20 protein-coding genes are annotated in these 25,805 nt (G+C 48.5%); all 20 read right to left on the minus strand.

Translation table 11 applies throughout. The features are described from left to right. Window positions 1–65: 65 nt before the first annotated feature. The gene (locus tag J7E85_RS15530; protein WP_215159370.1) at window positions 66–1,802 is read right to left on the minus strand and encodes a sensor histidine kinase; all 1,737 of its coding nucleotides are present in this window, start codon (window positions 1,800–1,802) and stop codon (window positions 66–68) included. A 92-nt stretch (window positions 1,803–1,894) separates the two neighbouring features. Further along, a complete protein-coding gene (locus J7E85_RS15535) occupies window positions 1,895–3,469 on the minus strand; it encodes a response regulator (protein ID WP_215159222.1) in 1,575 nt (524 codons plus the stop codon). Window positions 3,470–3,548: 79 nt separating this feature from the next. After that, window positions 3,549–5,219 carry an extracellular solute-binding protein gene (locus tag J7E85_RS15540; protein WP_083659761.1) on the minus strand — a complete coding sequence of 557 codons (1,671 nt, stop codon included), beginning with the start codon at window positions 5,217–5,219 and terminating at the stop codon, window positions 3,549–3,551. A gap of 79 nt (window positions 5,220–5,298) precedes the next feature. Beyond that, window positions 5,299–6,195: a carbohydrate ABC transporter permease gene (locus J7E85_RS15545; RefSeq protein ID WP_215159223.1), complete on the minus strand. Its 897-nt coding sequence runs from the start codon at window positions 6,193–6,195 to the stop codon at window positions 5,299–5,301. Window positions 6,196–6,226: 31 nt separating this feature from the next. Then, window positions 6,227–7,183 carry an ABC transporter permease gene (locus tag J7E85_RS15550; protein ID WP_215159224.1) on the minus strand — a complete coding sequence of 319 codons (957 nt, stop codon included), beginning with the start codon at window positions 7,181–7,183 and terminating at the stop codon, window positions 6,227–6,229. A gap of 667 nt (window positions 7,184–7,850) precedes the next feature. Continuing rightward, window positions 7,851–8,801 carry a 4-hydroxy-3-methylbut-2-enyl diphosphate reductase gene (locus J7E85_RS15555; RefSeq protein WP_215159372.1) on the minus strand — a complete coding sequence of 317 codons (951 nt, stop codon included), beginning with the start codon at window positions 8,799–8,801 and terminating at the stop codon, window positions 7,851–7,853. 52 nt (window positions 8,802–8,853) lie between these two features. Beyond that, entirely contained in the window at window positions 8,854–10,308 is a 1,455-nt protein-coding gene (locus J7E85_RS15560; protein WP_215159225.1) for a sensor histidine kinase, read from the minus strand. A 1-nt stretch (window position 10,309) separates the two neighbouring features. After that, on the minus strand, window positions 10,310–10,996 hold the full coding sequence (locus tag J7E85_RS15565; RefSeq protein WP_213643504.1) for a response regulator transcription factor: 687 nt from the start codon (window positions 10,994–10,996) through the stop codon (window positions 10,310–10,312). Window positions 10,997–11,125: 129 nt separating this feature from the next. Continuing rightward, on the minus strand, window positions 11,126–12,760 hold the full coding sequence (locus J7E85_RS15570; protein ID WP_215159227.1) for a S1C family serine protease: 1,635 nt from the start codon (window positions 12,758–12,760) through the stop codon (window positions 11,126–11,128). Window positions 12,761–12,920: 160 nt separating this feature from the next. Then, on the minus strand, window positions 12,921–13,574 hold the full coding sequence (locus tag J7E85_RS15575; protein WP_076324472.1) for a response regulator: 654 nt from the start codon (window positions 13,572–13,574) through the stop codon (window positions 12,921–12,923). Between the two features lie 18 nt (window positions 13,575–13,592). Next, complete coding sequence (locus J7E85_RS15580) at window positions 13,593–14,675, minus strand: sensor histidine kinase (RefSeq protein WP_215159235.1); 1,083 nt, start codon at window positions 14,673–14,675, stop codon at window positions 13,593–13,595. Window positions 14,676–14,680: 5 nt separating this feature from the next. Beyond that, window positions 14,681–15,793 carry a cell wall-active antibiotics response protein LiaF gene (liaF, locus tag J7E85_RS15585; protein ID WP_215159374.1) on the minus strand — a complete coding sequence of 371 codons (1,113 nt, stop codon included), beginning with the start codon at window positions 15,791–15,793 and terminating at the stop codon, window positions 14,681–14,683. Between the two features lie 197 nt (window positions 15,794–15,990). Then, window positions 15,991–16,377 (minus strand): hypothetical protein, encoded by a 387-nt coding sequence (locus J7E85_RS34060; RefSeq protein ID WP_251035737.1) that lies wholly within the window; start codon window positions 16,375–16,377, stop codon window positions 15,991–15,993. A gap of 131 nt (window positions 16,378–16,508) precedes the next feature. After that, entirely contained in the window at window positions 16,509–17,030 is a 522-nt protein-coding gene (locus J7E85_RS15595) for a 3D domain-containing protein (RefSeq protein ID WP_483311322.1), read from the minus strand. 629 nt (window positions 17,031–17,659) lie between these two features. Then, window positions 17,660–19,597: a threonine--tRNA ligase gene (thrS, locus tag J7E85_RS15600; RefSeq protein WP_215159239.1), complete on the minus strand. Its 1,938-nt coding sequence runs from the start codon at window positions 19,595–19,597 to the stop codon at window positions 17,660–17,662. Window positions 19,598–20,059: 462 nt separating this feature from the next. Then, window positions 20,060–20,965, minus strand: coding sequence for a putative sporulation protein YtxC (locus J7E85_RS15605; RefSeq protein WP_215159241.1), 906 nt, complete (start codon window positions 20,963–20,965; stop codon window positions 20,060–20,062). Window positions 20,966–21,133: 168 nt separating this feature from the next. After that, window positions 21,134–22,267: a cyclic dehypoxanthinyl futalosine synthase gene (gene mqnC, locus J7E85_RS15610; RefSeq protein ID WP_015737124.1), complete on the minus strand. Its 1,134-nt coding sequence runs from the start codon at window positions 22,265–22,267 to the stop codon at window positions 21,134–21,136. Window positions 22,268–22,432: 165 nt separating this feature from the next. After that, complete coding sequence (locus tag J7E85_RS15615) at window positions 22,433–23,656, minus strand: aminotransferase class I/II-fold pyridoxal phosphate-dependent enzyme (protein WP_215159243.1); 1,224 nt, start codon at window positions 23,654–23,656, stop codon at window positions 22,433–22,435. Then, the gene (locus tag J7E85_RS15620; protein WP_215159245.1) at window positions 23,653–24,837 is read right to left on the minus strand and encodes a PLP-dependent transferase; all 1,185 of its coding nucleotides are present in this window, start codon (window positions 24,835–24,837) and stop codon (window positions 23,653–23,655) included. The genes J7E85_RS15615 and J7E85_RS15620 overlap by 4 nt, the downstream gene beginning before the upstream one ends. A gap of 24 nt (window positions 24,838–24,861) precedes the next feature. After that, on the minus strand, window positions 24,862–25,779 hold the full coding sequence (metA, locus tag J7E85_RS15625) for a homoserine O-acetyltransferase MetA (protein WP_215159247.1): 918 nt from the start codon (window positions 25,777–25,779) through the stop codon (window positions 24,862–24,864). Between the last annotated feature and the right edge of the window lie 26 nt (window positions 25,780–25,805).

Consider the following 25,805-nt stretch of genomic DNA (forward strand, 5'->3'; position numbering starts at 1 on the left):
GAAAAAATCTCCCCTCGTCAAGCCCATTCTTCAAGCCTGCATGATCGGGAGATGTCGATTACCTGTTACATCAATGTTTTGCTGCGTCCTTCCGCTACAGTTCGCTTCACGAGTGGTATCACAATTCTTACCGTTGTCCCAATTCCGGCTCGGCTGAATAACGTGACCCCATATTCGCTGCCATAGTGAAGTTTGATTCGTTGATCCACATTCCGAATACCGTATCCGGCATTAGTTAGATCCTGTCCGCCTGTATTGTCCAAAACTCTGCCGGGCGGGAACCCGACTCCATTATCGATAATTTTAAATTCCAGGACGTCTTCCAGCACTCTGGCGGTAATTCGAACATGAATATAATCCCCAGTCCAGGCATGCTCCAGCACATTCTCGATAAACGGCTGCAAAATCAATTTCACAGTTTCATACCGGACCACTTCCGGTTCGAAATCATAAGTAACCTGCATCCGTTCGTCGTATTTAATCTTTTGAATATCTACATACGCCTGAGCCTGTTCCAATTCATTCTTCACGGAGATGATATTCCGGCCATCGTTAAGCGACAGGCGATAAAACTTCGCTAAGTCCATTACCATGCGCTGCAGTTTATCCAGCATCCCAAACCGCGCCAGGCGGCTAATGGAGGATAGGGTGTTGTATAGAAAATGCGGGTTTATCTGCGCATGCAGCGATTCCAGTTCCGCTTCTTTTTTCTGAAGGTCGGCCAGATACACCTCATTGATCAGCTTGCCGATATTGCTGCCCATATCATTCAAAGCAGAGGAAATATGCGTAAATTCATCATTGCCCTTAAAGGATACCCGCTTGTGGAATTCGCCTTCCTGGAACGAGTCAAGAACCGATACGATTTTGGAAACCCGGCGGCTGAAGTATCTGGAGACCAAAATGCTAACCACAAAAAAGATAGCGATACAAATCAAACAGATCAGATAAGTTAAATTACGAATCTTGACCGTATCTTTCTCCACGATTTGAGCAGGGACAACGGCAATCAAATCCCATCCGAGCTGGGGAATGGGCTTCCGAATGAGGAGGTCGCCGTTCTTGCGAAGTTCTTTTTCCTTGAAGACGGTGGTCTGTATACCTCCCGAGGAAAGAACCACCCGCCCTTGGGAATCCGATAAATATAAAGCCGTTCCGTCACCGATCTTGTTGTAATCCATGCTTTCGAACAGGTCGGTCATACTGACGTTGATCCGCATGAATCCGATCTCCTGCGGTTTAATGGTCGAGCTGATATCCACCAACCGCCGCAGCAAGGAAATGCGTCCGTTCCTCACATCGTCTTCAATCTGTTTCCATTGCAAGGTTACACCATAATTCTCTTCCTTTGGATACAATTTATACCATGACCGGTCCTCTAGCCTGTCATATTGATAAATATCAAATAGACGTTTGTTGGAATCCAGCGGATCTGAATTCGAATAATTGTCATAGATCTCCCTAAGGTCGTCGTTATGCAGGTAAATCGACAACCAAATCCTTCGGTTAGCCGTACTCACCGCGGTCTCCAGCTTCGGAATCAACACATTAATCGTTGTGTCATAGCTAATCCAAGCACTTTCAGTAAAACGCAGACGACTGTTAAAGGTTGTATCAAAATAAAGCATGTCCGATATGCGGATCATGTCCTCCATCTTATACGATATATTCTCGCTCATCTGATGCAGCGTTCCCTGAATATTGTTATACGTCTGCTCGCGAGTGGACTTTACGAAGACCTGATTCGCAATCTGACCGACAAGCAGCACCGGTATAATGATGAACACGCAGTACGAAATCATTAACTTGTACCCGAAAGGTATCTTGACCCGTATTCGTTCGAATTTCCCTGCAATCACCTGTTTGACCCCATATCTAATCTGAATTTTACAAGTTAAGAGTGCTTGCGCCGATATTCCAGAGGCGTCATTCCATACATTTCCTTAAACTGTCTACTGAAATAAGGCAGATACTGATACCCTGTTTGCGATGCAATTTCGTATATTTTGAGCTTGGTCGTCTTGAGCAGATCTCTAGCGCGCTCCATGCGGAGCTTGATTACATAATCGCTGAAGTTATGTCCGGTTTCTTCCTTGAAGAGCACCCCAAGATAATTCGGTGAAAAAGAAAACCGGTTTGCCATATCTCGCAGCGTGATATTCTCATGCATACGCGCTTGGATATTTTCTATGATCTCTTCGACCAGCCTGCCATTCTTTGTTGATTTGCGGTTCTTGAGCATTTCCGAAATTTCCATTGCCTTCATGCGAAGCCATGAGAAAATATCATCCATCGTTTCAAAATGAAGTAGAATATCAAGATTTTTGAGATCCAATCCTGCCATACGGTATAACTCTTCATTAATCGTCTGCAGATGGCCTTCGAGCTTCACCATAATATACACGGCTAAATTACGTATGGTGAACTTGGATCTGATATTAGAGGCAAGCAATTGAATCGCTTCCAGTTCATCATAAATACGAACAATATCATACTCTGTCATGGCTGTAAATAAGGCATCCAGACGGATATCGAGACTTTTTACATCCTCACGGTCCTCGGTAGGCACCTCGCTGTACAGAATCCATTTACCTTTGCCCCGGAACATTTTGTAGTCCAGCGCGGCCAATGCCTCCTGATACGACGTGTGAAGCTGCTCCAGTTGGTAGGCAGCTCTTCCTTCTCCTACCGTCATTGTATAGTTATATTCCTGCTTCAATTCCTCAAGCAGGGATTGAATCTCTTCTTTGCCCCTGCCCCCGTTAAGCATTACGGCCGTCCGCTGATCTGTTACCTTGCATATGTATTCGAAGCCGTTCTGTTCGAGCAGTTTATGCAGTCTCGAGAAATACTCCTCTATGACACTAAGCTTTTCCTCGGAATCGAGCAAGCTGCTTCGCCAAGTGCTCACATTATCAAGCTCTAGCAAAATGACACAAACCGGCCAGTGAAGCTCCGTCAATCGGTACTCCCGCTTGATAATATCCAGTATGGCTCCATCGTAGGGCCTCTGGAGAATTTGCAGGAGGTACTGATTTTTGAGGATGGGGATCATCTGCTGGTAAGCTTCTTCCGTCTCTTTGCGTTCATGGAGACGATCCAACTCCAGCCTCACCTTCGTTAACGCATCAATCAGCTCTTGGTCCTCCATCGGCTTTAGCACATAACTGCATGCATTCAAGGCAATCGCCTGCTTCACATAACCAAAGTCCTGGTAACCACTTACGAAGATAATCCGGAGTTCCTCCTGCAATTTCAGTGCCCGCTGAGCAAGCTCAAGCCCGGTCATATTCGGCATGCGTACATCGGTAACAAGGATGTCGATCTTCTCCTTTTCGAGAACCTCACAGGCAGCGAAGCCATTATTGACCGAGTCTATCACTTTCATTCCGAGATTTTCCCATGGAATAAAGCTCTTCATGCCCTCTAGATCCAGTATTTCATCGTCTGCCAGCAGCACTTTATACACGGGTATCATCTCCCCCATAAATTCCGATAAGGGTATACTGCATAAGCAGCATACCCTTCTTGGTTTTAAGTAAAGATTATTATTGGCCTTTCATTTTTGCAACGTTTTCTTGCCATTTCGTTGTTTTGAATGCAAGAAGTTTATCATATCCGGCAGATTGCGCATCGGCTTCCGCCTTGTCGAGGATTGCCAATACTTCGGCATCATCCTTCGCATACAGGGCTTTCGCTCTGGATTCTGTAAAGATATCCTCTACACGCTGACGGATAATTCCTTCCTCGCTGTCCGGGGCCGGATCGAGGTTGATGTATTCCGTAGCATTTGCTTGAGTCTTCCAAGTGACTTCATACTGCCAACGAGTGGACCAGTTACGCTGCTCCTCTGGCAATGTGCTTTCATATTTTGCTTTTGCTGTATCAATAAATACCGTGTTACCGTTCCAATGCAAGTTCGTTGTTATCGCTTGCAGCTTGTTAAGACCGGCTGCATCAGATACATACTTCTCAGTAAATTTAGGTGTCACACCATCGTCTTCAAATCCATCCCAATATCCTCCTGGAGGACCCCACATCAGAACACTTTGTCCTTCAGGACCTGTGTACCAATCCAGGAATGCGAAGATCGCTTCTGGATTTTTAGCAGACTTCGTAATTACACTTACGTTCCAACCCAATTGCGTGTAAGTACCAGGGAAGATTTTGTTCTTGTCCAGGCCTTCTTTGTGAATCGGCCAGATCATGAAATATCCTCCGTTTGGATCTTTTGCTGCCAAATCGGCATGTGCGTTCATTGCATTTTCAGTCGGGCTTGAAGCAGCATATACTGCAACTCGTCCCGTGTTCACTTTCTCTTTAACCTGATCTACAGTTTGAGTCATAGCATCCTGAGAAATCAACTTCTCACGGAACAGCTTCGCGGAATACTGCATCGACTCACGGAAGATAGGATCAGTAAAGATGGAAGACAACTTGTCGCCGTTAGGCACGCCGCGGATGCTGATCCAGCGCGTTAGAGCATTTTCAGCAAAAGCGGAATACAGTACTTCAATACCTTGACCTTGAACGTGCGGTTCAAATGGAACAACTTTATCGCCATATTTGGCTTTAACTGCTTTCAGGTATTCGTACAAATCATCTGTTGTTTCCAGTTTAGGTGAACCTAACTCATGGTAGATTTGTTTATTAACAACATACCCTGCGTTACCGTTCGGTTGGTTCGTATACCAGTTCGGGAACTGATACAGTTTACCGTCAGGGGAACGAAGCATGTTCAGGCCTTCCTCACCCATCCATTCCTTCAAGTTAGGGTATTTATCGAGATATTCGTCATAAGGCACAAGCATGTCTGCTTGACGCAATTTCTCTACATCCGGTCCGCGATCCATCCACATAACATCTGGAAGCTCCGTGGAAGCAATCATGGTATTGAATTTTTGTTGTGCGTTACCTTGCGAATGAATGGCATTTACGGTTACTTTCTTATTCTCTTTAATCCATTTCGAGGATTCGTCTTGCCCCCATGGAGGCATGGTGTACTCGTTATAATGACCATAGAAGCTGAACTCAAGCGGAGTTTCGCCAAGCACAAACTTGTCAGATGCCTCCGTTGGAGGCGTGCTAGTTCCGCTTTCGCCTGCTGGCTCAGGGTTAGCAGTCTTGGTTCCACCGCCGCCGCCGCATGCAGAAAGCATTAGCGCTGCCGCAAGCAAAGCCGTCATCGATGTGGTCAGCGATTTCTTTCTCAACCTCATTCTCTAATTTCCCCTTTCGTCTTTACACTTGATATTTATGTCTAAAGCATAATGCTTCAAACAACACATATTGTTTCCCTTACTCTTTCAGGGAGCCTACCAGAACACCTTTAACGAAGTGCTTCTGTACGAATGGATACACCATAATAATCGGAAGTGTTGCCACCATCATGGTTGCCATGGACAACGACTTGGAGGTCACACTCTGCATCCGGGAGAGAACGGCCTGAGAAGCCGAATCTAGATTGCTCATCTGTTCAGACATAATATTAGAGTTCAATATTTGGCGAAGCATGGTCTGAATTGGCAGCAAGTTCTCGTTATTGATGTAGATACTCGGCAAGAACCATTCATTCCAATGCGAAACCGCGGTGAACAATGACAATGTTGCGATTACTGGACCGGACAGTGGGAGAATGATCTTAAAGAAAATACCCCAGTTGCCACAGCCGTCAATTTTGGCGGACTCTTCAAGACCATTCGGGAGGCCGTTAAAGAACGTCCGGAAGATGATCATGTTCCACACACTTACCAAGCCCGGAATAATGAACACCCAGAAAGAATCCATCAGACCCAAACCGCGAACGAGCATAAAGGATGGGATCAAGCCACCGGTAAAATACATCGTAATAATACACATAACCATGTAGTACTTACGGCCGATCAGTTCGCTCTTCGTCATCCCATAAGCGAAGATAGAGGTTACAAGTATGGAGAAGATGGTTCCGATCACGGTACGAAGCACCGAAATCTTGAAACCATTCAGCAGCCTGTTATCCTGAAAGACGATCCCATAATTCTCTAATGTAAAGTCCCGGGGCCAGAAGGTAACGCCCCCCATTGCTGTATCTGAACCTGAGTTAAATGAAATGACAAGTCCGTTCCAAAACGGATAAAAAGTTACAAAGGCCAGTAATGCCAAGAAGATATAAATGATGACCATCATCACTTTGTCACCAAATGCTAGACGTACCACAATTACCCGCTCCCTTCATCATAGTGGTCTTTTACCATAAGCTGTTCCCTGATTTACGTGCAATCAAGTTGGCAATCGTCAGAAGCATGACGCTGATTACCGCTTTAAACAAGCCTACAGCCGTTGCATATGAGAATCGGGAATTTTCAATACCTATTCGATAGACATACGTGTCGATAACATCGGATACCTCTCGCAATACCGGGTTCTTAGCCAAGAGCAAGATGTCTTCGAAACCCGCATTTAGCAAGTTACCAATGGCAAGAATCATAAAGATAACAACGACCGGCATAATCGATGGAAGCGTAATCGTAAAGATCTGCCTGAATTTACTTGCGCCATCCATGTCCGCTGCTTCGTACATGTGCGGGTCAACCCCGGCAACAGCTGCCAAGTAAACAATCGAGGAGAACCCGATCTCTTTCCAAACCCCTGTCGTTATGAGTATCGTCCAGAAATACTCAGGAATGGACAGGAAGTTGAGCGGTTCTTCGATCAAATTCAGCTTCTGCAGCAGAATGTTCACACTGCCGTTATCCGTTGACAAGAGAGAAATCGCAAATCCTGAAACGATAACCCAAGACAGGAAGTGCGGTAGATAACTGACGGTTTGCACCAATCTCTTAAAGAACATATGCCGAACCTCGTTCAGCATCAGCGCCAGCATAATCGGTGCAGGGAAACCAATGATAAATTTAAGTAAACTGATGACGATCGTGTTTCGCATAACCGTCATAAATTCAGGTGATTCAAAAAACATTTCGAAATGCTTGAATCCAGCCCATGGACTCTCGCCCATCCCTTTGAAAATGTTAAAGTCCTGGAAAGCCATTAGAATACCGTACATCGGTATATAGCTAAACACAAAAATGAGTGCGAGTGCAGGAAGCACCATTAATTGAATATCCCATTGTTTAGCAAAGCGAATCCATAAGCTGTCCTTTTTCCGTTTTGGAACAGGTTCCTGTTCTACGGATATTTGCGCCATGTCCAACCCCCCGTGTGTTCTATGCCATGAAGTTTACCTGATGTCTAACATTGTAGAATAAACTATCCAATATAAACATTTGCCTATTCAACGAAAAATGATATTATTCAATCGAAAATTAAAACGCTTACAGATTTGGGATATTTACGGGGTTACTGCTAGTCCAAAAAAATGATCCTGTATCCGGCGAGGTTGTCCAATATTCATCCTTCCGTTCTTAGTGCGAGACATAGAAAATCCCCTTAGGTCTATAGTGTCAAGTTCATTTCACATGAACTGTTGTCCACCATTCACCACAAGGGGAGAGTATCAATTAGCACTATTTGGCTAAACCATTCATAGTTTTTAAAAACTAAGCTAAAATGGATCTCTTATTATGTTTAGGCAATGATTCATGAACGGATATAATTTCCGGTAACACCATCAATGTTTAGCTGAACGCTGTCCTCTGCTGGTATGCTATAAACCATTTTCTGTAATGTCAATGGACTCGAACTCCTAATATATCATAGGTTATCATGAAAATAAACGCTTATCCCCCTGTTCGAGAAAAGGAGCCAAATAGGACGATGACAAAATAATATTAAGGACGTACGGATATCACCAAAAAATACAACCGTCACGATAAAATCGCGACGATTGCATTAAGAAAATTAGTATTCCATTCTTATGACCTACTCTTCACCCGAACGGGCGGAAGCAGTTTATTCATATTCACCGTACGTTTGATCTCCCAAGTTTCCGGCTGATCATGTTCATATTGTTCCAAATAGGCGATGACTTCCTTGGTAATTGGAGTTGGTGTTGATGCCCCTGATGTAACAGCCACTTTGCCTACGCCTTCAAGCCATTCGCGTTTAAGCTCCGTCACATCGCCAATGCGGTGAGCCGGAACGCCAGCTATCTCTTCGGATACCTGTGCAAGACGGTTCGAGTTATTACTGCGCGGATCCCCGACCACGATGACCAAATCTGCCTGGCCCGCTTGCTCAGCTACCGCTTCCTGCCGCACTTGCGTTGCAAGGCAAATTTCATTATGAATCTCCGCTCCAGGGAATTTATCGAGCAGACTCTTCATGATATGCTTGATATCCCATTGACTCATCGTTGTCTGGTTCGTAATGATGATTCGGGACGAAATTACCTGAAGCTGTTCAATCTCTTCTTCCTTCTCGATCAGATGCACGTGTTCCGGTGCGATCCCGATCGCGCCTTCCGGCTCGGGATGTCCCTTCTTCCCGATATAAATGATCTCATACCCGTCCGCTACCTTTTCCCGGATCAAATCATGGGTTTTCGTCACATCAGGACAAGTTGCGTCGAGCGTGGTTAACCCTTTATCTCTCGCAAGCTTGCGCACTTCGGGAGAGACACCGTGTGCGGTAAAAATAACGGTGCCGCTCTCCACCTGACTCAGGATTTCCATCCGATTCGGACCATCCAGCGTGATGATACCTTCATCCTCAAAGGATTGCGTGACATGACTGTTATGCACGATCATGCCCAATATATAAATAGGCCGAGGAAGATCCAGATTCTGGGCCGCCTGACGTGCCAAGACCATAGCGTCAACGACACCGTAACAATAACCTCTCGGTGATATTTTCAAGACTTCGATGATCCTCACCTGCTTTCCGTTGTAATACGTAAAGTATCCAGTCTATTATAACCTATTCCAGAGGAGGAGCAAAGACGACGGGCAGCCAGACGATAAAGGTGCTGCCTTCCCCTCTTCGGGTAACAACCTCGACAGAGCCCTTGTGCTCATCAATAATCCATTTGGCGATAGACAGTCCAAGACCGGTCCCGCTCGTCACGCCTCTGGACTGGTCCGCTCGATAGAAACGCTCGAATATAAACGGAACCTCATCCTTATCCATACCGATCCCCGTATCCGAAATGCGCAGACCAACCTGGCCCTTGTACAGGACGACATCCAGGCTGACCTCACCCTCCGGCGTATACTTGAACGCATTCTCGATAAAGATGAACAGCATCTGCTGTAAGTAGTCCTTATTTCCTTCTACATAAACCCCGTTCAGGACAGACAGCTCTCCGACATGCCACTCAGCGGTTTTCTCGAGGAAATGAGCGCGCCTTGCGACCTCTTCAACCAAAGGCTGCAGGGGCACCGGATCCAGTTCAAAGGTCTGGCCGGTATCAGCCCGTGCCAGAGACAGCATATCGTTCACCAGTCTGCTCATCCGCTTCGCTTCATCAGATATATCTCCCACCGCTTCGACCGAGATTTGCTTAATCGTTTCTTCGTCCATATTCGCTCTCTCGCCAGGGGCTTCCGTCCACATCTTCTGGAGAAGATCCACATTCCCCCGGATGGTAGTCAGCGGCGTTCGGAGTTCATGGGAAGCATCCGATACAAATCGGCGCTGCGCAGCATAGGCATCTTCAAGCTCTTTGTAAAACCCCTCCGTCCTCTCAAGCATCCCGTTAAACGTGCCGATCAACTGACCAATCTCGTCTTCCGGACCATCGTATTCGATTCGTACGCTGAGGTCGGTCCCCTTCTGAATCTGCTCCGCTGCCTCCGTTACCTTGCCAATTGGTTTCATGGATTTCCGGGCGAGGAATAACCCTAATGTTGAAGCAATGACAAGTGTTGCTGCAGATCCCATGATGAGAATGGATTGGAGTCGATCTAAGGTTTGCTCGATGGTTCGGGTGTTTGCACCGACTTGTAGCCATCCATATAGTTTCCCTGTCCTTTCTTCGAATACGGGTGCCTCAAATATCAGGAATGAATTACCCTTTACCGTAAATCGCTTAAATTCGTTTTTCGTAGTATTTAAGGCTCTTTCTACGGTTGGGTTCTCAAACCTCAAACCGCTAAACTCCATATTACCAGATCTCCAAACAGCTCCATTATAGAATGTATATAGCTGCACGTATAAGTCAGCTGCTTCCATATTAATAGTGGAAGAACGATCAGGCAGTAGCGATACTGCTCCAGATGTCACACCAATTTTGTTGACTTCCTGTACAATCCGCTGCTTTAACTCCTCATACGTATACAAATGGACAAAGCCATACACCGCCGAGCTGAAAATCAGCAGTGTCACGAATAAAATGCCGGTATACCATGCTGTCAGTCTCAACCGAATGGACATGCTAGTTATCTCCTCTTAAAATATAGCCGGCTCCGCGGATCGTCTGGATCAGCCGTTTACCTCCATGTTCCTCGGTCTTTTGCCGGAGCATGGCGATATAAACCTCCAGCACGTTGGACTCCCCACTGTAGTCATAGCCCCATATTTTATCCATTATTAAATCGCGGGACAGCACCCGCTTCGGATTTTGCATAAACAGGTGCAGCAGCTCAAATTCCTTGGCGGTTAGTTCCAGTCGCTGCCCGCTGCGAATGACTTCCCTTGCATCGGTATCCATCACAAGATCCTCGTAGGTCAGTCGGTGGTTAGAGCTATCGTCCCCGGTTTTACGGCGTAGCAAAGCCCGTACGCGGGCAAGCAGTTCCTCCAGCGCGAAAGGTTTGACCAGATAATCATCCGCTCCGGTATCCAGTCCCTTCACCCGATTCTCCACTTCATCCTTCGCGGTCAGCATCAGCACCGGTGTCGTGCTTCCGCCTTCCCGGAGTCTGCGCAACGCTTCAAATCCATCGACTTGAGGCATCATCACATCCAGAACAACAACGTCCGGGTCCTCACTCAATATCACCTTCAAGCCTTCTGCTCCGTTGGATGCGGTTAGGACGTCATAGCCCTCAAACGCAAGTCCCCTGCGCAGCATGGAAATAATCTTCTCATCATCATCTACAATTAATATCCGGGATCGCATAGCGGCATCTCCTCTATCTTCTAGCGTTAAATTTAGTACGACGTTACAATCCCATTATATCGGTCGCCTTAAGGACAAGACAAGCGGAAGGGAATGGTCCCTTCCGCTTGTTGTCACGCCTATCAATGGTTATGGTTGCTGCTGTTGTTGAGATAGATCAAACTTATTACGGTCCCCAATCGTCAGCGGCAAATCAATATTCTTACCGTTACGAACCACATTCAGTGTGATTTTGTCTCCAACCTTCTTCGATTGTATGAACTCAGTCAGATCCTTCGAGGTCGGATATTTTGTTCCGTCCACGCCCACAATGATGTCATATTGACGCAGGTCCGCTTCATAAGCCGGCGAACGGAATACAACGCTGTCAACATAAGAACCTTCCTTCACGTCGGTACCCAAAGACTGGGCAATTTGCGGAGTGACCGTTCCCAGGCTTGCCCCGATAAACGGAATCGGCTCTTTCGGAACTTCCTGATTATTCTTCAGGTATTCCACAACTTCCTTGATCGTACTGGACGGAATTGCAAATCCGATCCCTTGCGCTTCGGCGCTGACGGCTACGTTCATCCCGATAACCTCGCCCTTCAGATTGAGAAGCGGTCCGCCGGAGTTACCCGGATTAATCGAGGCATCGGTTTGCAGAAGATGCTCATAATTCCGCTCAGCTTCGCCGTTCGTTCCTTGAATATCAATCTCGCGTTCCTTCGAGCTAAGTACGCCTGCGGTTACCGTATGCTCAAAACCATGCGGGTTACCGATGGCAACAAGCCATTCACCGACCTTCAGCGAATTGGAGTCACCCAGTTGCACCGTCGGGAAATCGGCCCCTTCGATTTTTAGTACGGCCAAGTCGAGCTCATAGCTGGAACCGAGCAGCTTCGCTTCATAAGGCTTTTTGGTACCCTGTACCGTTACTTGGATCACATCTGAGCCATGGATCACATGCTCATTCGTCAAAATGTATCCGGACTTCTCAAAGATGAAACCCGAGCCGATGCCGGAAGGCTGAAGCTGGGATTCCTGACCTCCGTTGTTGCTGCTTCCACCGTTTCCACTGTTTCCGCCATTTCCTTCCTGGCTCGATTGGCCGCCGCCGAAGAAGTACCAGAACGGATCATTCATATTCGGATTCGTGCTTTGGCGATTGCTGCTGTTTACAAGCGTCTCGATCAGTACAACGGCAGGACTCGCCTGATCTACAACCGCTGATACATCTCCTTGACCCGAAGGAATCATGGTCGAGGCCGTAGTAGCTCCGCCGTTATCATCGACTTTGGCTGAAGTTTCTTGGGCTGGCTCTGATGAGTACGCCGCATCAGGTGTAAACAGATTCGTGCGGTCAGCGGCAAACATCAGGCTGGAAATGACAAGGACACCCGCCATGAAGGACAACAGCACCGTCTTCACGGAATTTTTAGGCTTCTGGCTGTAGTTCCATTCTTTATTTCTTTGCATCGAATCCATAGACCCGCCGCCCCCCTGGCTTCCGGAGGAATGTGACTGCGAGAAACCGGAGGAGGGAATCGGTTTGACAGGCTGCGGAGCGGTAACTTCCACTTCCTTCGATTCCCGGCTCTGGTATGGCCGCTCTGGCTGCTGATCATCACGTTCGCTGGGTATGGACTGAAACGGTCCGTAAGAATAGTAATAGGACGAATTCTTCGTGGATGCTTCCTCACGTCTCGGTGCTTCATTGTTATTCGACTCGTTGTTCATTCCCTCATCATCCGGATACCCGTAGCGCTTTCTTTGGTCGTCCATAGGTCTACCTCCTATTTAAAATCACTTGCTTCCAAGTGGTTTAATTGATTAACTGTTCTTATTGTGTACTATAAACCTTAATAGTACCTTAAAAACAATTAAAAGGCAGATAAAAAGAAAGCTAAGGCCGCGTCAAGGGAATCTGATTCGAGTGGAGTCGCTACATTTTGACCCATCCCTTACGGTGGGCGTAGATCGCCAACTGTGTGCGGTCTTCCAGCTCACACTTCATCAGCAGATTGCTGACATGGGTTTTGACCGTTTTAATACTGATGTGCAGCTCTTCGCCGATATCTTTGTTGCTCTTGCCTTCGGCAATGAGCAGCAAAACTTCCTTCTCGCGCTCGGTAAGCCCGGAATCATCGCCGTTCACCATATGTCGGCGGATCCCGCGGGTGAGTGCTTCCGACACGTCTTTGGTCATGACCGGCATACCCCTGAACGCTCCCTGAAGAGCGTAGATGAGCTCGTCGGCCGAAACGGTCTTCAGTACATAACTAACAGCCCCCGCTTCAATGCACTCAACCACAAGCTCGTCTTCGAGAAAGCTGGTCAGAATCACGATCTTCTGGTCCGGGAACTCGGACATGACCGCACGTGTGGTCTCTGCCCCGTTCATCACCGGCATCATCAGATCCATAAGAATGAGATCAGGCCGGTCTGCCTCATCCCCATTTCTTAACATATCAACGACCTCTTGGCCGTTTGCGGCCTCTCCGATCACTTCAAATCCCGGGTCCAGTGACAAATACGTTTTTAATCCCATCCGAACCATATCATGATCATCTGCCAGCAATATCCGAATCGTTCCCATAATGATGTTGTCCCCTCTCTATTCCACTGGCTCAGCCAGCACTTCCTGATCCTTACTCTTTTCCGCAGTCGGTCCCTGATTACCCTCGGCCTCAAACAGCGGAATATTCACGCGAACTGTTGTCCCTGCACCCTTTTTACTTATAATATCGACCTGTCCACCAAGCTTTTCGGCTCGCTCACGCATCGTGGACAGCCCGTATGAACCCTGCTTGCCTGCCACCTCGTCAAACCCGATTCCGTCGTCGCTAATGCTTAAAATAACGCGTTTCTGATCCTCACGAAGCGACATGCTGACAAGGCTTGCACCGGCATGTTTCACAATATTAGCCACTGCTTCCTGTATAATCAGGAACAGCTGATGCTCAATCGCATCCGACACTCCGCCGTAAAGTTCAACATCCTTCATGCCCTTTAGGCCATTTTGGCGACAGTAATCCGGGAACCACCGTTCGAGTGCCTCCTCTAGGGTTCTTCCTTCCAGTTCAACAGGCCGAAGCTGTGCAATTAGCGCACGCATCTGCTTCTGTGCCACGTGAGACATCTCAATCAACTGGCCAAGCACTTTATCGCCCTGCTCCGGGTTTCTCTTCAGAACCGCCGGAAGCGATGAAGCCGACATATGGATCGCGAACAGCTGCTGACTGACCGTATCATGCAGGTCCCTTGCCATCCGGCGTCGTTCCTCAAGCACCGCGGCTTCCGCAGCAATCTCTTTCTCAATGACATCCTGCTCACCCAGGCGCTGCAACAGCTTCATCTTCTTCTCCAGCGCTTCTGTCATTCCGTTAAACTCATCGTATACTCTGGCAAAAGAGCCGTCCTCCATGGCTGGCAGTCGCACGTTCAGATTTCCTTTGGCAACCTGCAGCATGTTCAGATGAAGGAGGTCCAGCGGTCGCTGGATGCGCTGTCCCGCAATGTATCCCGCAATCCCCGTAAACAGAAGTACACCGACCGTGTAATACACCCACAGCCGGTTATCTTCAATATGTATGTAGCCGGATTGGTTTGCTGTATACAGGAAAACAGCAACCCCGGCTCCAATCGACAAAAAGTAAAACAGTATCACCCATTTTGTATTTTTCAATATTCCCATCATAACGGTTATCCTACCCTATTCACTTTGACATCACCGATAAATACGCTGACGGTGATTCGAATTTTCTTACCTGCTTCCCTATAATGCGGGCTTTCCAGACCGGCATTGCTCATAAAGCCGCTGCGGCTTTCCTCCAGCACCTTCATATCGCCGATGAAGGAGTTGGTCGTTACATGAATGCCGACATCCGAATCATTCGGAACGAATACTTTGACATCCCCGATAAACGCCGAGATGTTAATTTTCGTTTCACCGTAAGGGATTTGGGCTTTAGTCAGATCCAGCACCGTATCACCGATAAACTGCGAGATATTTGTCGGCTTCAGCTGAAAATAATCTTTCCCCATATGCACGTCCCCGATAAAAGAGGACTTGTTCACCGCATCATGGCTGTGCCAAGATTGATGATGGTCGTGTTGGTGGTGCTGTTCATCCTTATAATCCGATCCGCGGCTGTAGCTTTTGCCGTTATCATCAAAATCAACATGAACTCTGAACCGGCTGCGATCCTGACGGTCCTGGCGCTGACGTTCATGATGCTGTCCCTGCCAGCGGTAACCCTTACCCTGCTCATGGAAATCCGGTGATTCTGATTCTGGATCAGGCAGAATATTCTCAGTCTTGTCAGCCTTGTCTTGCTTGCCAAATCTCCGTTCGAATTCTTCATCCAGGGAAGAATCAAGCGGACGCGCTTCAGGCGGATCGGGGATGCTGTAATCCTCGCGCCGATGCGAGCTGAAGTCATCCGGGCTTGGCGGTGATGGCGGCGGCGTATGAGGTTTCGGTTTAAAAATAACCTGCAATCCAAACCCAATCAAGATAATCGGGATCGCATACTTGATCAGATCGCCGAATGAGAAGTCAATCAAATCCAGGTTTCTTCCAAGAAAGTACGATCCGATTATGATTGGCACAACGGAGCCCCATAGTGCTCCTCCACGTGCATAAATTAAGCTTTGCAGGCCGAACCAGATGATGAACACCGGCCAAAAGGTCGAGAATATATAACCAAGATCCACATGTATCATATCGAGCTGATTTAGAAGAAACACCACACCAATACCGATGAGCAGCAAACCGTTGCTAAGCTGGCTCCATCCTTTTCTACTCATGGTCATCCCCTTGCCTTCCAGTTCTATTTTTTTCTTAACTACAGTGTACAACATATTGCAATGAACAGGTTAGCGGCGGTGGAATGAAGTTGATCTCGGTCTTGAGACTGAGTCCATGGATAAAAATGGGAATTAAACCATAATAAAAGACCCCCGCTAAAGCGGAGGTCTTATTTTGCACGAACGGACGCTAACATCTAACCTTAACGGTTAGCGGAATGGTCCCCAGGTGTATTCAGTTCGCCAAACTCAGCATCAAACTTCTCGTTCGGCTTTTTGTAGTTCTCCTGAACCTTAGAATTCCCTTTTGGATTGCTGGCGATGCTTGTATCTTCAGCAAACTCAGCATTAAACTTTTCATTCGGTGTTTTGAAGTTCTCTTGAACTTTGGAATTCCCTTTTGGGTTGCTGGCTATGCTGGTATCTTCAGCAAACTCAGCATTAAACTTTTCATTCGGTGTTTTGAAGTTCTCCTGAACTTTGGAGTTCCCTTTTGGGTTGCTGGCTATGCTGGTATCTTCAGCAAACTCAGCGTTAAACTTTTCATTCGGTGTTTTAAAGTTTTCTTGTACCTTGTTCTTTTTAGCCACAGTATTCACCTCCCTGTTCTTATGCAATACCATCATCCTCTTCAGGGGTTTGGCCCCCGAAAAGTAGTATGTGATGAACAGGGAGGCATTATTCTTAAATGTTTACTGCCTATCTATGCGCCAAAATCACCCTAAATGGCTTCCTTCAAAACAGATGAAGGCAGGAAACGATAGGTTTCGATCGCGTTATCCAGGGTTCTCAGCATTTCTTCCGTGCATTTGCCACTTCCGGTTTTAATAACCTGTACCTCGACGTCCTTCTTCCCCCACTCCTTAAACACTTGTTTGGTTGTGGAGAAGTAAAGATCGATTTTTTGCCCTTTGATCGCAGAGCCGATATCCGCTACGATTCCATAGCCATAGCCCGGTATATAGAGAATACTTCCAAGCGGGAATACATTCGGATCCGCGGCAATCGTAGATACCATATTTCGATCCCGCTTAACCTTCACCCCGGAGTAGGTGATTCCATATTGAGGATGTCCCGGCTTCTTCCCGGTCGATTCATAACCTGCCGTATACCCTGTAGCGGTTACCTTCACCGTATGCAGCACCTGGTCCTCCCTCGGCGCAAGCACAGGCATGGATTCGCGTTTCTTCCCAGGCTCGCTGGCCTTAGGCCCCGTATTCGGAACTTCCAAGTATCTATTCATATCGCTAAAACCTGCTACACGAAGCGCATAGAAGCGAGACATCTCCACGTAATCGGAGCCTTGAATTTCCCCGGCCGGATCATACACATTTCTGAAGTCTGTTGAATCATAGGATTCGCTTAGAATCAGATTTTGCGCTTCTACCATTGAAGAACCTGCACTAAACAAGACGGCTGATAAAATAAAACCAGCAAAAAACCTCTGCCACTTTTTCCATTGGATCATGTGAGTACCTCCCCCTTACTAGCGAGGGTTCCCACTTCCCAAATAGAATATACGTGATGGCAGAGGTTTGCATGTTCCCTCGTTACTTAAGCTTTATAGAGGTTGTTCAAAAAGTCCGCTTTTGATAAGAAAACCTCTATCGAGGCCACTTCAAGGATGAGCGACCGCGATGCATAGGTAGGTTTTCTTGCGATATAGAATTTCATCAGTTCCACTGATAACTCATAAATTCTATATCTAACACGAAGCGAATCAGGAAGCAGCTCGGCATCGAATCTTGAATTCAGCCGGGCCTTCCGGTGCTCACGTACCCAAAACGTACGCTCCGCTCCTCACTCCCTAGCTTCATCCAACCTTCTCGGTGCTGAAAATCGACCTTTTTGAACATGCACTTATAGCTAAACTTAAACGACGTGGGTGTTAATTTCTTCACGAAGCTTGAGGATGATTTCGTCCAGCGGCTGGACACCGATGTCCCCTTCGCCGCGTTTGCGAACGGAAACCGCACCCGCGTTTTTCTCGTTCTCGCCAACGATGAACATGTAAGGAATCTTCTCGAGCTGAGCTTCCCGAATCTTGTAGCCCATCTTCTCGTTGCGAAGATCCGACTCGACGGAAATACCGGCGAATTGAAGCTTCTCGGCCACTTCCTTGGCATAGTCTTCAAAGGCATTGGAAACCGGAATGACTTTAACCTGTACCGGTGACAGCCACAGCGGCAGCGCACCTGCAAAATTCTCAAGCAAGAAAGCAGTAAAACGCTCCATCGTGCCCAGGATACCGCGGTGGATAACGACCGGACGATGCTTCTGGCCATCGTCGCCGACGTATTCCAGCTCGAAACGCTCAGGCAGCAGGAAGTCGAGCTGAACGGTTGACAGCGTCTCTTCCTTGCCTAGAGCCGTACGGATCTGAACGTCGAGCTTCGGACCGTAGAAGGCAGCTTCGCCTTCGGCCTCATAGAACGGCATGTCCAGGCTCTCGACGACTTCGCGCAGCATACGCTGGGACATTTCCCACATTTCATCGTTCTGGAAGTACTTCTCGGTATCCTGAGGATCCCGGTAAGAAAGACGGAAGCGATAATCATGGATGCCAAAGTCCTTGTAGACGGTCATGATCAGCTGAATAACTCGTGCAAACTCTTCCTTAATCTGATCCGGACGGCAGAAAATATGCGAGTCGTTCAACGTCATTGCGCGCACGCGATGCAAGCCGGTCAGTGCACCGGACATTTCATAGCGGTGCTGCATGCCAAGCTCAGCAATACGGATCGGCAGATCCCGGTAGCTGTGCATATCGCTCTTATATACCATCATATGGTGAGGGCAGTTCATCGGACGAAGAACAAGTTCCTCGTTGTCCATCTCCATTTTCGGGAACATATCTTCCTGATAGTGCTCCCAGTGACCGGAAGTTTTGTACAGCTCCACGTTTCCGAGCACAGGCGTGTACACGTGCTGGTAACCAAGGCGCTCCTCCATGTCCACGATATAACGCTCCAGGGTACGGCGCAATTTCGCGCCGTTTGGCAGCCAGATCGGCAGGCCTTGTCCAACGAGCTGAGAGAACGTAAACATTTGCAATTCCTTGCCCAGCTTACGATGATCGCGCTTCTTGGCTTCCTCAAGCAGGTGAAGATGCTCATCGAGCTGCGCTTTTTTCACGAACGCCGTACCGTAAACGCGCTGAAGCATTTTGTTCTTGCTGTCGCCGCGCCAGTATGCGCCTGCCACATTCATAAGTTTGAACACTTTGATCTTGCCGGTTGAAGGGACGTGCGGGCCACGACAGAGATCAAAGAATTCGCCTTGCTCATAGATCGTGATAACGCTATCCTCAGGCAGGGCATCGATTAGTTCCAGCTTGTAAGGATCCCCAAGCTCGCCAAAGATGCGCAGCGCTTCCGCACGGCTCACTTCCTTGCGGACAATCGGAAGATTCTCTCCGATAATGCGTTCCATTTCCTTCTCGATCTTCTGCAGGTCCTCCGGATTCAAAGGCTCTTCCAGATCCATATCATAGTAGAAGCCGTCCTCAATGACCGGACCCACGCCCAGCTTTACTTCTTTCGCTCCATACAACCGCTTGGTTGCCTGAGCCAGCAAATGCGCTGTACTGTGGCGCATCACTTCAAGCCCTTCAGGCGTATCCTGGGTTACGATCTCGATCAAAGCTCCGTCCTGAAGCGGCGTCGAGAGATCCACGACGATCCCGTCCATTTTTCCCGCGACCGCATTCTTTCTAAGTCCGCTGCTGATTGACGCAGCCACATCCTCAATACTGCTGCCCGCCTCATACTCCCGTACAGAGCCGTCAGGCAATTTAATGCTAATAGCCACCTTGTATTCCTCCCAAGAAAAAGAATTTCACGTTTCTTCCATATATGAAGGACGCGTTAGTCTCCCCGCGAACTCCAGGCATGAACCGCTCGGTCCCGCCTGGACTTCAACGAAAGATACCGGAACATGCAAAAAACACCCGTCCCGCGAAGGGACGAGTGTTATACCCGTGGTTCCACCCTAATTCGATCTCTCCATCAGCTTATGTACCTGGTACATAATTGATTAAGATCCTTCATCAGCATTGAGTAACGGTCATGAACCGGTGAAGCCTACTCATCCGCATTCATCATGATGTGCGGGTTCGACGACACAGCTACAAAGGGGTAAATCAATGGCGAACCGGAGGAAATTACAGCCGAGGTTCCTCTCTCTGAGCGGTCAAATCCGGATTGATTCATGTCTTTGTCAGAGCTTTTACGTGAATTTATCAGTAATTATAATCCTCACCGCTTCGGTGCGTCAAGTCATCATTCGTCCGCTTCCGAGAAGCGCACTGCATTCCGGACAGCTGCAGCATACTTCGGCGCGGTTATCAAAGATGTGAGCCAATGTCACAATGACGGGAAGCTCAGGCTGTCTTGTGTGGATTATCATGCGGGCCGGAGATACCGAAATCAGCGTACTGACCACCATATCTTCAATCTCCATATCCTGGTCCAGCCTTTCCATAATGAGTCCTTCATCTCGAGGACGTTCAATCGGGCGAAGATTGCCATCCAGCAGCAGAAAATCTTCCTCCCCCTTATGAATGACGTGAACCAGCGGCATTTTGGGCTCCTGAAAATAAACAAAATATTTCAGCAGGCTGACGAACTCCTCGTACTGCTGATCGAGCATAAATTCATCCACTGCATACTCCGCCATCTCGCGGAGCTCCTGTTCGTAGGACTGAAGTCGGAAGGTCATAAATCCATCCAGGTTAAGCTCAGTTGCTTCATTCAGGCACTGATATATGCCTTCAGACAGCTTGCGCCTGCGGCTCTGCCAGAAATCGCCGGACGGGCCTTCCTCTTTTTGCAGGAGCATCAAAAACCACTGCAGAATCCGCCCTGCTTCTTCCTCATCATCAAACTCGAATTCCGAGAACATTAACCGTGCAGCAATCTCCTGCTCCTTCTCTTCCATAATATAAGCAGTGACTGCTTCGGCAGTGAGCCGGCGCAGCGTGTCGGCCGATGCGGTCCATGAGGACAGCGGAAGCTTGCCGGAGCACGTCCAAATCACGCGGTCATCCGAAGCGCTGAATGTGAATTTCAGCTGCTTGCATTGTTTATGTAGCTCTTTCTGCTTGTCTGACAATATACGGTGAAACGCCTTTTTCTCGTCTTCCGTCCGTGTACCGACAGAGATGCTGAACAGTTCCATGGAATCACTCCTTTCGAGTTCCCTTTTCAGTATATGGGGACCCGCTCGGGGATATACGGAACTCCTGCTTGGAAAAACAAGCAAGTCCGAAAGAATATCTAATAAATGGCGCGCAAAAAGCGGACCGAGTTGCTCGGCCCGCCTTGCGGATCTTCATGAAGTATAGAATTAGTTCTGCATGACGAAGTCGCGCTCAACGGTGCTGTTATCTTCGAACACGCGCAGAATATCATACCGGGTGTTGCGTTGAGCCGGAATGTTGCCGGTCTCACGGATCAATTGAATAATCGATTCAATATTGACCTTATACACGGCTCCTGCGGAAGAAACCACGTTCTCCTCCATCATCGTGCTGCCAAAGTCATTACAGCCATAGCTGAGTGACAGCTTGCCGATCTCAGGTCCCATCGTTACCCAGGACGACTGCAGATTCGGAACGTTATCAATTGCCAAGCGACCGATGGCTACCGTCTTCAAGTACGCCTCCGGCGTTTCACGCTCACGCTTAAGGTTCGTGTTGTCCGGCTGGAACGTAAATGGAATGAAGGCCAGGAAACCTTTGGAATCATAACCGTTCTGAATGCATTCATCCTGCGCATCACGTACGCGAAGCATATGTAGCGCACGCTCTTCCATCGTTTCGCCCAGGCCGATCACCATAGTAGCCGTCGTGTTCATACCGACTTTATGGGCCGTTTGCATGACATCCATCCACTGGCGCCATGTGCCTTTCAGACGGCTGACTTTTTTGCGGATACGATCATCCAAAATTTCTGCACCGCCGCCAGGCAATGAGTCCAGACCCGCGCTGTGAAGCTCGCGCATCACCTCTTCGAGCGTAAGCCCGGAGATCTCCACCATCTTCATAATTTCCGCCGGGGAGAAGGAATGCATCGTAATGTTAGGAAACCGCTTCTTAATGTTGCGAAGCAGATCCGTATAATAATTGAAAGGCAAATCCGGATTGACTCCGCCCTGCATCAGAATTTCAGTACCGTTCACATCCTCGGTTTCCTGAATCTTCTGGAAGATCGTCTCATCGGGCAGAACGTAGCCCTCGGAAGAGCCCGGTCTGCGATAAAAAGCACAGAAACGGCAGAACACATCACATATGTTCGTGTAATTGATATTCCGGCCGATAACAAATGTCGTGATAGGATCCGGATGCAGACGCTTTGTCATCACATCCGCCGCATGACCAATTTTCTCAATCTCATCACTTTCAAAAAGCGTCACGGTATCTTCAAGGTTTAAACGCTCACCGCGTAAAGCTTTATCCAATATACGGTTTACCGCACTCATTCTTGCAGCCTCCCTACTTAGAGCAAAATAACAAACACCAGTAAAACTTTTTCTATCTCATCCTACCACAATCCGGCATTAAAAACGACATCCCGTCCGTGACAGGATGCCGAATTCTATGATTTGGCAAATCTCCAAATGACGTTCCTAACTTCAAACAAATCTTTAGTAACTGGCAGCAAAAGCCCGATCCAGATCAGCAATCAGATCGTCCACATCCTCGAGTCCGACCGAGAAACGGAGCAAACCATCCGTAATTCCGCGTTCATGCCGAACCTTCTCGCCCATAGCTGCATGGGACATCATCGTCGGGTAAGACAAGATGCTCTCCACAGCTCCCAGGCTGACCGCTACCAGCGGCAGCTTCACATGGTTCAGCACCTGCTTGGCACGCTCGCCTGAGCCAACGTCAAAGGAGATGACTGCGCCATAACCGCTTGATTGCTTTTCATGGACCTCACGTCCCGGATGATTCAAGAGACCAGGGTAGTACACTTGCTCAATATCGCTTCTCCCTTGCAGCCAGGCCGCCAGCTTGGCTGCACTTTGCTCGGAGTGGGCCATACGTGTGCTGAGCGTCTTCATGCCGCGCATAAGGAGCCAGGAATCCTGGACCCCAAGCACCGTGCCCAAACCATTTTGCAGCTGCTTCAATTGGTCTCCAAGCTCCTGGGTTCTGGCTACCGCGAGACCTGCCAGCACATCGCTGTGTCCGCCAAGGAATTTGGTCGCGCTGTGAATGACGATATCCACACCGAATTCAATCGGACGCTGGTAAAACGGCGTCATGAACGTATTATCCAGCAGGGTAAGCAGTCCATGCTCCTTCGCCCAATCTGTCACGGCACCAATGTCGGTAATTTTCAGGGTCGGGTTCGAAGGGGTCTCCATATAGACAGCTTTCGTATTCGGTTTGAGGGCAGCCTCCACCTGATCCAGATCGGTCATGTCTACGAAGGTGCTCTCGATGCCCATGCGACTTAAAATGCTGGTTAGCAGGCGGTAGGTTCCTCCGTACACATCCTCCGTCACGATCATATGATCGCCCGCGGAGAGCAGCATGAACGAGCTGGAGATCGCCGCCATACCGGAAGCATAAGCGAAACCGCGTACGCCTCCCTCCAAGAGGGCGATATATTCTTCCAGCGCCTGCCTCGTCGGATTGCCGGAACGACTGTAATCGTGTTGCGGCGGGTTAAAGATGTCCTCATGATGAAATGTCGAGGCTTGATAGATCGGAACGCTGGAGGCACCGGTTGCCCGGTCGATTTCCCCGCCGAAATGCAATAGTTTCGTCTCGAAACGGAGTTCATCCTCTTCGTGTCCCCGTTTTGCTGATAACTGCTTGGTTTGCGTTTCCAAGCCTGATGGACCTTTATCGATGCTCATTCTCCCGTGCTCCCTTCCACTTCAGCTATGGCTGCGCTCAGTGCAGCATCCAAATCCGCGATCAAATCATTCGCATGCTCGATGCCGACCGAGAACCGGAGCAAGCGGTCATCCACACCGATCGCTTCCCGAATCTCAAGCGGGATGTCCGCATGGGTCTGGACGGCAGGGTAGGTCATCAGAGACTCGACGCCCCCCAGGCTTTCTGCGAACGCAATCAGTTTAATGTGCCGCAGCACGGGCTCCACATAGCGGGCGTCCTTCACCTTGAAAGAGAAGATGCCGGTGTTGCCGCTGGATTGACGATTCTGGATGTCATGTCCCGGATGATCCGGCAGGGCAGGATAATACACCTCGCCAATCGCTGGGTGAGTTGTCAAAAATGATGCCACTGCGGTTGCATTCGTTTCGTGCCGATCCATGCGCAGGGCAAGCGTCTTCATTCCTCTCATCAGCTGATAGGAATCGGTCGGGCTTAACACCGCGCCGATGGAATTATGAAGGAAAGCCATCTCCTCCGATAGTTCCTTGCCCTTCGTTACGATGATACCCGCCAGCACATCGTTATGTCCTCCCAAATACTTGGTGGCGCTATGTATGACGATATCCGCCCCAAGCTCGATAGGTCTTTGGAAATATGGAGTCAAAAGCGTATTATCCACGATGCTGATCAGTTGATGGCGCCTTGCCCACGTACAGACGGCTTCGATATCCGTAATCATCATAAGCGGATTGGTCGGCGTTTCGATAAATACAGCCTTCGTGTTGGGCCTTCTTGCCCCTTCCAGCGCATCCAGGTCATTCGTATCCACGTACGTGGCCGTTACGCCGAACTTAGACATGATCCGCTCCAGAAGCCTATACGTCCCTCCATACAGATCCAGCGATACAATCAGATGATCCCCTTGACCGAACAAAGCAAAAATCGTCTGAAGGGCAGCCATGCCCGAGCTGCAGGCAAAGCCGGCATCACCGGATTCCAGCTCGGCGCAGGCATCCTCCAGTACCGAACGGGTCGGATTTTTCGTACGGGTGTAATCAAACCCTGTGCTCTGGCCTAATTTGGGATGGCGGTATGCCGTAGCCTGATAAATCGGAAAATTCACGGCTCCGGTTACCGGTTCTTGCACCGACCCGATCTGTGCCAGCCGGCTCTCTATATTCAAAGGTTTCTTCTCCATCACAAACTCTCCTCCCGGATACTTCTATATTTGCGGACCAATATCGTATGGCGTTTCCTGATATACATAGTAATTGAGCCAATTAGTAAATAATAAGTTTGCATGCGCTCGCCATATGGACGGAGGCGTCCTTGTTGGATCATCATTCGGGTAATAGTTGCGCGGCAGCGCGATATCCATGCCTTTGGCAGCGTCCCGGTCATACTCCCATTTCAGAGAGTCCGCATCATACTCGGAATGTCCTGTGGCAAAAATCTGCTTGCCATCCCGGCTTGAAACCAAATAAATTCCTGCTTCCTCGGATTCGGACAGGATGACCAGATCGTCAATGCCTGTAATGTCTTCGCGCCGAACTTCCGTATGACGAGAGTGCGGAACAAAGAACATTTCGTCAAAGCCGCGGAGCAGCTTGATACACGCTTCATTGATCGTATGTGGAAATACGCCAAAGCATTTTTCCTCAAGGCTGTATTTCGGCACGCCGTAATGATAATAAAGCCCGGCTTGCGATGCCCAGCAAATATGGAGCGTGGAGGTCACATGCGTCTTGGTCCATTCAAAAATTTCAGTAAGCTCATCCCAGTAATTCACTTCTTCAAACTCCAACTGCTCGACTGGAGCTCCTGTAATGATCATGCCGTCAAAACGACGGTTCTTCACTTCTTCAAAGGTTTTGTAAAATGATTTCAGATGCTCAGCCGACGTATTCTTCGAAACGTGGGAACTCGGATGAAGAAGGACAACATCCACCTGGAGCGGGGAGTTACCGATCAATCGCAGCAATTGGGTCTCCGTCGTTTCCTTGGTTGGCATCAGGTTCAGAATAGCAATCCGCAATGGGCGGATATCCTGATGAAATGCGTGACTCTCATCCATGACAAAAATGTTTTCTCCAGCCAGAACTTCCTTTGCCGGCAAGGCATCCGGAATTTTAATCGGCATCGTGGCTCACTCCTTCGAAATATGAA

This window comes from Paenibacillus sp. ISL-20 (assembly GCF_018613005.1).
In the GTDB taxonomy this organism is placed as follows: domain Bacteria; phylum Bacillota; class Bacilli; order Paenibacillales; family Paenibacillaceae; genus Paenibacillus_AQ.